Genomic DNA, 12294 nt, shown 5'->3' on the forward strand with positions numbered 1-12294 from the left:
CGCATGAAAAACCGACTGCTGTTCAAGACAGTCTCACTGCTGATCGTTCTGGCCTTGCTCATGGCCGGCCTGTCCATGATTCAGGATGTGGTGAAAGACCGCATCCGCAACCGCGACTACGCCGTGCAAAGCGTGGTCTCCAGCCTGGCCGGCACGCAGACGCTGATTGGTCCTGCCCTGGTGCAGAACTGCACGGAGACAACCAGCACGACCAACGGCAAGAAAATCGAATACAGCACCCGGGAATTCCAGCGCATGCTGCTGCCCGACACGCTCAACCACGACGCCAATGCCAAGATGGAAGAGCGCTCGCGCGGCCTGCACCATATCAACACCTATGTGCTGCACGACCAGATATCAGCCGGTTTTGCCAACGCCGCGCAGTATGCGGAGCTGCCCAAGCCCAGCGAGCCCAACGCCGTGGTGCGCTGCAAGAAGGTCCTTGTGGCATTTGCGCTCAGCGACCCCCGTGGCATCCGCAGCGCGACGCTGCAGGCCAACGGCCAGGATCTGGCGGTCGAATCCGGCACGCCGCTGGAGCGCTACGGTAAAGGCATTCAGGCAGAGATTGACGCCAGCCTGCTGAAAAAAGGCCAAGCCCTGAACCTGGACCTCAAGCTGCAACTGCTGGGCACCGAGCAGCTCGCCTTCAGCCCCATCGCCACGGAAAGCAAGGTCACGCTGACAGCTGACTGGCCCCACCCCTCGTTTGGCGGCAGCTTTCTACCCAGCCGACGCGAGGTGACGGACAGCGGCTTCACCGCCAGCTGGGAGCTGTCCTCGCTGGCCACCTCTGCCAGCACGGCCTTCACCCGCCAGCAACGTCTTTGCAGCCCCGGCTACTGGGGCAGCTCGGAAACCTATGCCGCCTCTGCAGCCCGTGGCCATGACGACAGCGGCCCCTGCCTCGAAACCATGGACACGGAGTTCGTCAACCCCGTCAATGTCTACTCGCTGAGCGAGCGCGCCACCAAATACGGCATTCTTTTTGTGATCCTGACCTTTGTCGCGGTCGGCCTGTTCGAAGTCATGAAAAAGCTGCGCGTTCACCCCGTGCAGTACCTGCTGGTCGGCTCGGCCTTGTGCAGCTTCTTCCTGCTGCTCATCAGCCTGTCCGAACACCTGGGCTTTGCCACGGCCTATGCGATAGCTGCCAGTTCCTGCGTGGCTCTGCTGGCCTTCTATGCCAGCCACATTCTGGGCAGCATCAGGCGCGGCCTGCCGTTCGCGATTGCCATTTCGGCCCTGTACGGCCTGCTGTATGTGCTGCTGCAGCTGGAGCAGACCGCTCTGGTTGTCGGCTCCATCGCCCTGTTCGGCGTACTGGCCCTGGTCATGGTCTGCACCCGTCATGTGGACTGGTATGCCTTTGGGCGCAGCGAGAGCGAAGCGCCAAGCAAGTCTTCGAAACAAGAGGAGGCCGCATGAACCAGTCACGGCACACCCCGCAGGCCCAGGCCTTGCTGAACACCTCGTCGCGCCATCTGCTCGGCCAGCCTTGCCAGCTCAGCGTGCAGCAGTACCAGCAACTCTGGCTGAGTGCACAAAGTCAGGGCGACCGCAGCGCGCAGCAAGTCCTGCGCCAGCAGGTGGTGGCCGCCGGCCGGCAATTGCAGGCGCAGCGCAGCAACCCGCAGGCCAGGGCCCTGTGGCTGGCCTTGATGGGGCTGCGCTGCTCCATGCTGATACCCAGATTGCGCTTCTGAAATCTGCAGCCATGAAAAAAGGTGACGCCGGCCGTCACCTTTTTTTCATTCATGCGGCAGGCGCTCAGGCCAGCTCGGCATCGAGCAGCTTGCGGATGGGAGCCGGCAGACCCAGCTCGGCCCAGGCCGCTGCATCCGCCCAGCACGATTCATCGACCTCTGACACCAGGGCTGCATGCGCCTGATCGACGGGCACCAGAACCGGATGCAGGTGCAGATCCTTGTGGGTCAGCACATGCAGAAAGCCTGGAAGATCCTGCCAGCCCCGGGTCCCGTCCTGAGACCAAGCGGCCTGCGCATGGCTTTGCAGTGCCGCGTAGTCTTCAAAGACCGGCGGGCTGTAAAGCCCGGCCCAGATACCGGCTTGCGGACGCTTTTGCAGCCATACGCGGCGCTGTGCATCCACCGCCAGCAGCAGCCACCAGGACTCGGAGCTGCGCTTGATCTTGCGCGTGCGCACGGGATAGTTCTCCGGGTTGCCGGCGCGGGCCGCCCGACATTCGGAGTGCAAGGGGCACACCAGGCAAGTGGGCTTGCGCGATGTGCAGACGCTGGCGCCCAGGTCCATCATGCCTTGGGTGTAGCGCGGCATGGCTTCGTGCAGATTCTCGGTGGGGCACAGTTGCTGGGCGTGTTCCCAGAGCTGCTTTTCATTTCTGGACTGCGCCAAGTCCGCATCGAACGCCAGCACCCGTGTGAGAACACGTCGCACATTGGCATCCAGAATCGGCACCCGCTCGGAAAAGCAGAACGACGAAATGGCGCCGGCCGTGGAACGGCCAATGCCTGGCAGGGTCGCCAGTTCTTCGGCCGTTTGCGGAAAAGCCCCGCCCCATTGCTCCATCACGGTCTGCGCGCATTTATGCAGATTGCGCGCACGGCTGTAGTAGCCCAGGCCGCTCCACAGCGCCAGCACGGCATCCTGCGGAGCAGCAGCCAGGCTGGCCACATCCGGAAAAGCATCCAGGAAGCGCTGGTAGTAGCCCAGCACGGTACTGACCTGGGTCTGCTGCAGCATGATTTCAGACAGCCAGACGCGGTAAGGGTCACGGGTTTGCTGCCAGGGCAGATGATTGCGGCCATGGCTGGCCTGCCACTGCACTACGGCTGTGGCAATCGAAGGGAGAGTCAAGATTTCAAGCTACCAGGTTGATGTCCAACGGCATGGACACGGCCTGCGGCCGTTCGGCCGCAATCGGATCCAGCAGTTGTGCCGATGCGCTGATCAGCTGCGTCTGCAGCATTCCCAGGCGGGCTTGCGCATTTTCCATCTCGGCAATGCGCTCCTCCAGCTCAGTGGCTGCACCGCTGATCCGGTCCACGGCCTCCAGGCGGCGCGTGTAACTGCGTTTACGTTCGCGCAATTGTGCATCGACCGGCGCAGTCAGTGATTTGCTCCACATATCCACATCGTTCGATGCCGCTTCAAACACCGTGCGCAGACGCAGCGCCAGCGCCTTGATCAGGCGCTGCGAAAAGTCGGCACTGCCGAGCCTGATGACACTGCTGAGCCCCAGATACTGGGTGTAACTGCCCTCGATGCTGCGCAAGTCGTCCTTGAGCTCGGACAGCACCAGCTGCGGCGGCGTCTGCAGGGAGAAGCCGAACTCCGCATTGAGCTCCTTGAACGAGGCACTCATCATGGTCTGGATTTCATCGGCCTGGACCTGCACCCTGGCAGCCACGGCATGCAGACGCCCGAAGGTCTGCTCATAGACGTTGCGCAGGCCCAGTTTGAGCCCGCGCTGATCCAGGGTCTCTTTGAGCTGCGACAGTTCGGCCTTCAAGGTTCTCGAGCTCAGAAGCCGGAACAGCTCCTTGAGCATGCGCAGATGGATGCTGCGCATGGCCTGGATGCGGCCGGCACTCTGATCGAACTCCTTGTGCTCGGCCTCGATGCGGGCACGCATGCCGGCAATCACCGTCGCATTCTTTCCGCGCAGGCCGCAGAGCTCGGCCAGCTGGTCGTCGAGATCGCCGCGGCGCATATTGATGACGCGCTCCACCTGCGATCGCAGTTGTTGCACATTGGTGCGCACTGCGGCCTGCAGCACTTTCTGGCGCTGCCCCATGATGCCATTGGCCAGAAGGTCTTCAAAAGCGGGCAGACCACTGGCCTGAAGCAGACTGTCGTTACGCCCCACCTTGGCGACCAGTCCCTTCTGGGCGGAGATGGGCAGCACGCGCTCCAGCGCCACCCCCAGCAACTGGGCCGAGTCCTGCTGCTGACGGCGCAACTGGGCATGCACCTGCGCGCCAGAACTCAGACTGTCCCACAGCGTATCCACCTTGTTGAGCACCACCAGACGCGACGCAGCCAGGGCGTCATCGTCCCCCACCTTGCCAGCTCCTGCCGGCAGCACATGGTCGCGCCAGATGGCAAGGTCGGACTTGGTCACGCCGGTATCGGCGCCCAGCACAAAGACCACGGCATGTGCCTGGGGTATCAGATTGACGGTCAGCTCCGGCTCGGCCCCCACTGCATTCAGGCCAGGCGTGTCGAGAATCACCAGTCCCTGTTTGAGTAGAGGATGGGGCATATTGATCAAGGCATGGCGCCACATCGGCACCTCAACCCAGCCGTCGGCATCGACCATGGGGTTGTCGGCAGCCTCGTCGTCATGCCAAAAGCCCCAGGCCCTGGCCTGATCGATGGAGACCTTGCGCACCTCCGCCACCTTGGCCAGCGTGTCGGATATCTGCTGCGCATCGGCGATATCCAGCGGCTGCTGCACCCAGGCGTCGGGGCGCATGCGCCACTGGCCCAGGCTCTCCGGCGACTCTCTGGTATCGATGGGCAGCAGACGCAGGCAGGGTGGCAGCTCCGGCTCCCAGCCCAGCTCCGCTGGACACATGGTGGTGCGGCCTGCACTGGCCGGCATCAGCCGACGGCCGTAATGGGCAAAGAAGACAGCGTTGATAAGCTCGGATTTGCCGCGCGAGAACTCAGCCACGAAGGCCACCATGACCTTGTCCGAGCGCACCTGCTCTTCCAGTCTCTGCAAGCGCTCCTGCACCGAGGCGTCCAGCAGATCCTGGGCAATCAACCATTCACGCAGCTCCTGCAGCTGGGTGGCAAAGCCCCGTCGCCATGCACCATACTGACCAAACTGCTCGTTGAATGAAGCTGACACATCTACCCCTCTTGTTTGTCTGAGTCGCCGTGTCAGCCATGGCTGACAGCCTGATCAATATATAGCATTGCCCCTTGACAGCATCTACGGCTCTTCCAGAGGCTGGCCTGATATATCTAGTCGCAAAGTATCTGCACGCAACGACGCAGAACAGCGCCAGTGCCTGGACATTGGCAACGCCCCTGAGGCATATCAAGCATCAAAATGAAATTGTGACGTCAAAACATGCCTGAACGCATACTCAAACTGCGGTATTAGCTATCAAATTCAGAGAGTTTTCGCGACTTTCTGGCAGCGGGCGCAGTAATAGGTGCTGCGCTGCCCCTGGCGCATGAGCTGGATGGCGGCACCGCAATGCGAGCAAGGCTGGCCATCGCGGCCATAGACCTGGGCCTCCAGCTGAAAGTGCCCTTCCATGCCGTTGGCTGCGGAAAAGTCGCGCAAGGTCGTTCCGCCTTTCTCCACCGCCAAGGCCAGCACGGTGCGAATGGCCTCATACAAAACCTTGACCTTGCGCCTGCCCACATCGCGCGCCGGTGTTGCCGGGTGAATCCGCGACAGAAACAACACCTCGGAAGCATAGATATTGCCGACACCGACCACCACGCTGCCGCTGAGCAGCAACTGCTTGATGGGCGAGCGACTGGCGGCCAGCCCGGCCTGAAAGGCATCCAGCGTGAATCCCTCGCTCAGCGGCTCCATGCCCAGATGGTCAAGCAGCTTGCGCGCCAGGGCATCACCCTCATCCGGGACATAGATCACGGCACCGAAGCGGCGCGGATCATGCAGGCGCAGCAAACCGCGCGATGTCTGCAGGTCGAAGTGATCATGCGCACCGCCAGTGCCCAGCGGCTCCTCGTCGCGGCCCGCAAAGCGCAGGCTACCCGACATGCCCAGGTGCATGAGCAGCAGACCTTCGCTCAGGTCCAGCAGCAGATACTTGCCGCGCCTGCGCACCCCCAGCACGACTCTGCCGGCCAGTGCCTGTGGCAACAGTCCCAGAGGCCAGCGCAGGGGCTTTCCCAAGGTGGCTTTCTCAATCTGCGCACCCGCAATGCGGTCAGCAAAAGAGCGGCGCGTAACCTCGACTTCGGGCAACTCAGGCATGCAATCTCTTCTTCGCCAAGTGTTCAACAAGCTTGGATTATTATGGGCCGATGGTTCATCCTCTACGTTTTCAGGGACTCGCCGTGGCCGCCGTTGTGGCCATGGGATCGGCAATCGCATCCGCCCAGACCGTCGACCCGCCATCCCGGCAGGACAAGATCGAGCAAAGCACCGATCTCGAACAGGCCGCAGAGCGTGAGAATGAGCAAGCAGCTCTGTCTGCCGAGCTGTTCTACGAAATCCTGGTCGGAGAGATGGCCGCTCAGGAAGGTGCTCTGACGGACGCTCAGGCCCTGATGATGGAGGCCGCACGCAGCAGCAACAACGAAAAGCTCTATCGCCGCGCCACCGAACTTGCCATTCAGTCCCGCTCGGGCGACCGCGCACTGCGCAATGCCCGCGCCTGGCTGGAGGCCTACCCCGAATCACGCGATGCCAACCGCGCGGTGCTGCGCATTCTGGTGGTGATGAACCGCATTGCAGACTCGGGCAGCTATCTGCGTCGAGAGGTCGAGCTGACCCCGCAAGCCAATCGCAGCGCCACTTTTCTGGCCATCACCCAGCTCTACAACAATGCCTCGGACAAGCCCCTGGCCGCCGATGTGGTCGAGCAAGCGCTGGAAATCGATTTCAAGGACCCGAAGAACGGCCCCATGGCCTGGGCCGCCATAGGCCATATGCGCCTGATCGCCGGCCAGAAGCCCGCCGCCCTGCAGGCCTTGCAGAACGGCGCCAAGCTGGGTCCCGAGTCGGGTGCCGTCGCCTTGCTGGCCATGGAGCTGCTGGAATCGGGTTCCGCCGAAGTGGAGCCGCTGGTCAAGCGCTATCTTGAAAAGAATCATTCGCCCCAACTGCGCCTGACCTATGCCCGCGTGCTGCTGGGACAAAAGCGCAATGCCGATGCCAAGACCCAGCTGCAGCTCATAACGCGCGAGGCACCCGAATTTCCGGAAGCCTGGGTCATGCTCGCCAATTTGCAATTGCAGGATGGCGAGCTCGATGCTGCCGACGTTTCCCTGACACAGTTCAGCGCTCTGCTGCCCAAGCTGCCTGAGGGTGTGGGCCGCGCTGCTGGCGAATCCCAGCTCTATCTGCTCAGGGCCGATCTGGCCGAGAAGCGCCAGCGCTACGACGAAGCCGACATCTATCTGCAGCGCATTCCCGATGCCGCCAACCTGCTCAGCGTGCAGGCCCGGCGCGCCGATCTGCTGGCTCGCCAGGGCAAGGTGAAGGAAGCTCGCGCCCTGATCCAGGCCATTCCTGCAAACGGCCCCAACCAGAAGCGCCTCAAGCAGATTGCCGAGGTGCAGCTGCTGCGCGACGCCGGCCTGAACAAGGAAGCCTATGCGCTGCAAGCCCAGCTGCTGAGCCAGGCACCCGATGATGTGGAGCTGGCCTATGACACAGCCTTGCTCGCGGAAAGAGCCGGAAATTTCAGTGAGATGGAGCGCCTGCTGCGCGACATCATCAAGCGCAAACCCGACTTCAAGCATGCGTACAACGCACTGGGGTACTCCTACGCGGATCGCGGTATCAAGCTGGAAGAAGCGCAGACCTTGATCCAGACCGCTCTGGACATGCAGCCCGGTGATCCATTCATCACCGACAGCCTGGCCTGGGTGCATTTCCGCCGCGGCAATCTGGACGAAGCCGAAAAACTGCTGGAGCAGGCCTATGCCACGCGTCAGGATGCAGAAATTGCCGCCCACCTCGGGGAAGTCCTCTGGGCCCAGGGCAAGCAGGACCGCGCCCAGCTCATCTGGCGCCAGGGCATGAAGGCAGACAGCAGCAATGACACTTTGCTGGAAACGCTCAAACGCCTCAAAGTGACGCCATGAAGCGCAGCCCGACTTTCTTGAAAATTCTTCCAGCCCTCGGACTGGCTCTGGCAGCGGCCATGCTCGGCGGCTGCGCACAACCTGCACGGCAGTTGCAGCCCGATGTGGCGGCCAGCCACCACTGGTCCGGCCGCATGGCGCTGCAGGTCCAGGATGCCCAGCAGCAATCCTTCAGCGCCGGTTTTGAGCTGCAAGGTCAGCCCGAGAGCGGCACGCTGCTGGTCTTCAACCCGTTGGGATCCATCATGGCCCGCCTGCAGTGGACGCGTGCCGGTGCCACCTTGCAGCAAGGCGATCAGATCACCCAGTCAGACTCCCTGCCTGAACTCATCACCCGCATGACCGGCAGCGATATTCCCGTCGCCGCACTGTTCGACTGGCTGCAAGGCAAGGACACGGCCGTGACCGGCTGGCAGACAGATCTTTCGCGCATCAGCGATGGTCGCCTGCGTGCCGACCGCATCAGCCCGCCACCCGAGGCCTCTTTGCGCATCGTTCTCGATCAGGACGCTCGCTGACTGGCAGGCAACCCGGTGCTATCGTTGCACCGTTTTTCTCCTACTGATACATACACGCCATGCACTCGCTTTATGACGTGCCGGCCCCGGCCAAGCTCAATCTTTTTTTGCATATTACCGGCCGCAGGCCTGACGGCTATCACCTGCTGGAGTCCGTCTTCATACTCATCGACTGGCATGATGTGCTGCATTTCGAGCGTACGGTCAGCAGCCAGATCAGCCGTGAAGACCTCAACGGCGTTGCCCTGCCTGCCGATGATCTGATCACACGCGCGGCCCGCGCCCTGCAGCAAGCCACAGGCTGCACGCAAGGCGTGCGCATAGGGATTGAAAAGTACCTGCCCGCCCAGGCCGGCATGGGGGGCGGCTCATCCGATGCGGCCAGCACGCTGATGGCGCTGAACCGCCTCTGGAATCTGAACCTCTCGCGTCAGGAGCTGCAAAGCATAGGCTTGAAGCTCGGCGCCGATGTTCCCTTTTTCCTCTGCGGTCACTCGGCCTGGGTCAGCGGCATCGGCGAAATCATCACCCCGCTGACAGGCCGCAATGCCTTGCCGGAGCAGCAGTTCCTGGTGGTCAAGCCCGAACAGGGCTTGGAAACTGGCAAGATTTTTTCCAGCGAGTTCCTGAAACGCGACACAAAGCCTGCTATAGTTGCGGACTTCGCTGCAAATCACTTCGGCTTTGGCCGAAACGACCTGCAGCCGGTCGCTGAAGGCTTGCAGCCCGAAGTGATGAAAGTCAGAAGCTGGCTCGAATCACTCAAATTGCATGCTAGAATGACGGGCTCTGGAAGTGCGGTATTTGCACCGATAGCGCAAAGCATTGATTTGAGCTGTGCTCCTGGCACATGGCAGATCAAAGTTTGCAGAAATCTGGAAAAACACCCACTTAATAGCTGGATTCCAGAGAACAAGTTATAAGGCTGTTTGTCTTCGACAAAAGGCCTGTGTAGGGGAGTCGCCAAGTTGGTTAAGGCACCGGATTTTGATTCCGGCATGCGAAGGTTCGAATCCTTCTTCCCCTGCCAAACATCTTCTTGCGTCATAGCAACCCACAGCACTGGGACGCACAATGCATTCACATCACTCTGATTTCATGGTCTTCACAGGCAATGCCAATGCTGGCATGGCCGAAGAGATTGTTAAGCACCTCGGCACCTCTCTTGGTGCTGCTGACGTTGGCCGTTTCTCCGATGGGGAAGTCGCGGTCGAGATCAAGCAGAACGTTCGCGCCCGCGACGTTTTCGTGGTTCAGTCCACCTGCGCTCCGACCAACGACAACCTGATGGAGTTGCTGGTCATGGTCGATGCCCTCAAGCGTGCATCGGCCGAGCGCATCTGCGCCGTGATCCCCTACTTCGGCTATGCCCGCCAGGATCGCCGCCCCCGCTCCAGCCGCGTGCCCATCACCGCCAAGGTGGTGGCCAACATGCTGCAGGCAGTTGGCGTCGAGCGCGTCCTGACGATGGACCTGCACGCCGACCAGATCCAGGGCTTCTTCGACATTCCCGTGGACAACATCTACGCAACCCCTGTGCTGCTGGGTGATCTGCGTCAGAAGAACTACGAAGACCTGATCGTCGTCTCCCCGGACGTTGGCGGTGTGGTGCGTGCTCGCGCCCTGGCCAAGGAACTGGGCTGCGATCTGGCCATCATCGACAAGCGTCGCCCCAAGGCGAACGTGTCCGAAGTCATGCACGTGATCGGCGATATCGACGGCCGCAACTGCGTGATCATGGACGACATGATCGACACCGCCGGCACGCTGGTGAAGGCTGCCGAAGTGCTCAAGCAGCGCGGCGCCAAGAACGTGTACGCCTACTGCTCGCACCCCATCTTCTCGGGCCCGGCCCTGGAACGCATCGGCAACGGCAGCGCTCTGGACGAAGTGGTTGTGACCAACACCATTCCTCTGAGCCCCGCAGCCCAGCAGTGCGGCAAGATTCGCCAGCTGTCCGTGGCCGGCCTGTTTGCCGAGACAATTCACCGCATTTCCACAGGTGATTCGGTGAGTAGTCTGTTTACCGCTTAAAATTTCTGGTTTTTCGGCCTCGAGCCCAAGCAAACCTCCTTCGGGAGGTTTGACCGTTTCGAGGCCACCGCAAGAATCCACGGCCTTGCTGCAAGGTGCAGATTCTTTTATCAATCGGGCGAGACTGGTCGCGGTCCGTCCATCTAGGAGTTAGTTATGCAATTCGTCGCTACTGAGCGCGCCAAGCAAGGTACGGGTGCGAGCCGCCGTCTGCGTCTGTCGGGCAAGACCCCTGGTATCGTCTACGGTGCTGGTGAAGCCCAACTGATCGAAATCGATCACAACGCCCTGTGGCACGCTGTGCACAAGGAAGCTTTCCACTCCAGCATCCTGGACATGGATATCAACGGTCAAGTGACCAAGGTCGTGCTGCGCGACGTGCAGTTCCACCCCTACAAGAAGCTGGTGCAACACATCGACTTCCAGCGCGTTGACGGCAACACCAAGCTGCACATGAACGTGCCCCTGCACTTCGAAGGCGCTGCTGAATCCCCCGCCGTGAAGGGCGAGAACTGCACCGTGACTCCTCTGATGCACGAACTGCAAGTGATCTGCGAACCCGCAAACCTGCCCGAGTTCATCAAGGTGGACCTGAGCGCTCTGACTTCCAAGTCCGTGCTGGGCCTGCAAGCTCTGAAGCTGCCCAACGGCGTGAAGGCTGTGGTGCGTGGCGCCAACAAGAACCCTTCGCTGATCTCCATCAAGCTGCCCGAAGTGGCTCCTGCCGAAGGCGCCGCACCTGCTCCCGCAGCTGCTCCCGCCAAGAAGGGCAAGAAGTAATTCTTGTGTCTTCGGTACAGCGGCTGCCGCTGTACTCCAAGAAAAGGCCCACCTCGGTGGGCTTTTTCTTTGGGCCACGCAGAACCAGCGTGCCAGCCCAGCTTTGCTAGCAAGAAGATAATCCAGCAATGATCAAACTGTTTGTCGGCCTCGGCAATCCCGGCCCTGAATATGAAGACACCCGGCACAACGCCGGCTTCTGGTGGATTGATGCGCTGGCGCGCGAACTCAAGGTCAGTCTGGTTCCCGAACGTAGCTACTGGGGACTGATGGCCCTCACCAGCATCCACGGCCAGAGCGTCTGGCTGCTGGAGCCGCAGACCTTCATGAATCTCTCGGGCAAGTCGGTAGGCGCGCTGGCGCGCTTCTTCAAGATCCAGCCAGAGGAAATCCTGGTCGTGCATGACGAGCTGGACTTCGAGCCCGGCGTGGTCAAGCTCAAGCTCGGCGGCAGCCATGGCGGCCACAACGGTTTGCGCGATATCCATGCCCAGCTGGGCTCGCCCAATTACTGGCGTCTGCGCGTGGGCATAGGCCACCCCGGCCACAAGGGCGAGGTCGCCAGCTGGGTGCTCAAAAAGCCGGCCCCCGACCAGCTCAAGCTGATCGAAGACGCCATCGCACATTCGCTCAAGGCCTGGCCCGAGATGGTGGCAGGCCAGATGGACAAGGCCACTCTGGCCATCCACACCACCAAGGCGCCCCGCCCCAAGCCTGCCCGCAAACCGGCACCCGATGCCGCCCAGCCCGCTGCTGGCGAGGCCTGAACCTGAGGCAGAATGAAAAATAGCTCCTGAATAAGGAGCTATTTGCGCTTGATATACAAGGAATTCAGACTCAAAAAGCCTTAACTTTCTTTCTTGGCCTGCGTAAGCTGCTCATATTTCTTGAACAGCACCTCACGGCTTTCGATGTACTCTGGGTTCACCGGTATGCAGGCCACAGGGCAGATCTGCACGCACTGCGGCTCGTCAAAATGGCCTACGCACTCGGTGCACTTGTGCGGATCGATTTCGTAGAACTCCTCACCCATATAGATGGCATCGTTGGGGCACTCGGGCTCGCACACATCGCAGTTGATGCATTCATCGGTAATCATCAATGCCATATGCCAGCTCCTGTGCAGTTCTCGGTATCGGCCCACATTATCCCAAGCTCCCCAAGACATGGCAGCACC

12 protein-coding genes and 1 tRNA gene are annotated in these 12294 nt (G+C 61.2%); 9 read left to right on the forward strand and 4 right to left on the reverse strand.

The genetic code is table 11. The annotated features are described in order from the left end of the window. Window positions 1–3 precede the first annotated feature (3 nt). A complete protein-coding gene (gene creD / locus CTATCC11996_RS05345; protein WP_003073909.1) occupies window positions 4–1428 on the forward strand; it encodes a cell envelope integrity protein CreD in 1425 nt (474 codons plus the stop codon). Beyond that, the gene (locus tag CTATCC11996_RS05350) at window positions 1425–1706 is read left to right on the forward strand and encodes a hypothetical protein (protein WP_003073910.1); all 282 of its coding nucleotides are present in this window, start codon (window positions 1425–1427) and stop codon (window positions 1704–1706) included. Before creD ends, CTATCC11996_RS05350 begins: the two co-directional genes overlap by 4 nt. Before the next feature lie 64 nt (window positions 1707–1770). On the opposite strand, the gene mutY is transcribed toward CTATCC11996_RS05350, so the two are convergent. From mutY to mutM, 3 genes are all read right to left on the reverse strand, one after another. Next, window positions 1771–2838 carry an A/G-specific adenine glycosylase gene (mutY, locus tag CTATCC11996_RS05355; protein ID WP_034348258.1) on the reverse strand — a complete coding sequence of 356 codons (1068 nt, stop codon included), beginning with the start codon at window positions 2836–2838 and terminating at the stop codon, window positions 1771–1773. A 4-nt stretch (window positions 2839–2842) separates the two neighbouring features. Further along, on the reverse strand, window positions 2843–4840 hold the full coding sequence (locus CTATCC11996_RS05360; protein ID WP_003073912.1) for a dynamin family protein: 1998 nt from the start codon (window positions 4838–4840) through the stop codon (window positions 2843–2845). 267 nt (window positions 4841–5107) lie between these two features. Beyond that, window positions 5108–5947, reverse strand: a complete 840-nt coding sequence (gene mutM, locus CTATCC11996_RS05365; RefSeq protein WP_003073913.1) for a bifunctional DNA-formamidopyrimidine glycosylase/DNA-(apurinic or apyrimidinic site) lyase — start codon at window positions 5945–5947, stop codon at window positions 5108–5110. A 50-nt stretch (window positions 5948–5997) separates the two neighbouring features. On the opposite strand from mutM, the gene CTATCC11996_RS05370 reads away from it, so the two are divergent. The 7 genes from CTATCC11996_RS05370 to pth all read left to right on the forward strand — a co-directional run bounded on the left by CTATCC11996_RS05370 (window position 5998) and on the right by pth (window position 11884). Further along, the gene (locus CTATCC11996_RS05370) at window positions 5998–7785 is read left to right on the forward strand and encodes a tetratricopeptide repeat protein (RefSeq protein ID WP_003073914.1); all 1788 of its coding nucleotides are present in this window, start codon (window positions 5998–6000) and stop codon (window positions 7783–7785) included. Continuing rightward, the gene (locus CTATCC11996_RS05375) at window positions 7782–8303 is read left to right on the forward strand and encodes a lipoprotein insertase outer membrane protein LolB (protein ID WP_003073915.1); all 522 of its coding nucleotides are present in this window, start codon (window positions 7782–7784) and stop codon (window positions 8301–8303) included. Before CTATCC11996_RS05370 ends, CTATCC11996_RS05375 begins: the two co-directional genes overlap by 4 nt. A gap of 59 nt (window positions 8304–8362) precedes the next feature. Beyond that, on the forward strand, window positions 8363–9226 hold the full coding sequence (ispE, locus tag CTATCC11996_RS05380) for a 4-(cytidine 5'-diphospho)-2-C-methyl-D-erythritol kinase (RefSeq protein WP_003073916.1): 864 nt from the start codon (window positions 8363–8365) through the stop codon (window positions 9224–9226). A 30-nt stretch (window positions 9227–9256) separates the two neighbouring features. Continuing rightward, window positions 9257–9333 (forward strand) — tRNA-Gln (locus CTATCC11996_RS05385). Between the two features lie 44 nt (window positions 9334–9377). After that, a complete protein-coding gene (locus CTATCC11996_RS05390; protein WP_003066035.1) occupies window positions 9378–10337 on the forward strand; it encodes a ribose-phosphate pyrophosphokinase in 960 nt (319 codons plus the stop codon). Between the two features lie 156 nt (window positions 10338–10493). Then, window positions 10494–11117 (forward strand): 50S ribosomal protein L25/general stress protein Ctc, encoded by a 624-nt coding sequence (locus tag CTATCC11996_RS05395; protein WP_003073917.1) that lies wholly within the window; start codon window positions 10494–10496, stop codon window positions 11115–11117. A gap of 128 nt (window positions 11118–11245) precedes the next feature. Then, window positions 11246–11884: an aminoacyl-tRNA hydrolase gene (gene pth, locus CTATCC11996_RS05400; protein ID WP_003073918.1), complete on the forward strand. Its 639-nt coding sequence runs from the start codon at window positions 11246–11248 to the stop codon at window positions 11882–11884. 80 nt (window positions 11885–11964) lie between these two features. Here pth and CTATCC11996_RS05405 read toward each other — a convergent pair whose 3' ends face one another. After that, window positions 11965–12225, reverse strand: coding sequence for a YfhL family 4Fe-4S dicluster ferredoxin (locus CTATCC11996_RS05405; RefSeq protein WP_003073919.1), 261 nt, complete (start codon window positions 12223–12225; stop codon window positions 11965–11967). Window positions 12226–12294: the final 69 nt, after the last annotated feature.

It is taken from the genome of Comamonas testosteroni ATCC 11996 (assembly GCF_000241525.1).
In the GTDB taxonomy this organism is placed as follows: domain Bacteria; phylum Pseudomonadota; class Gammaproteobacteria; order Burkholderiales; family Burkholderiaceae_C; genus Comamonas; species Comamonas testosteroni.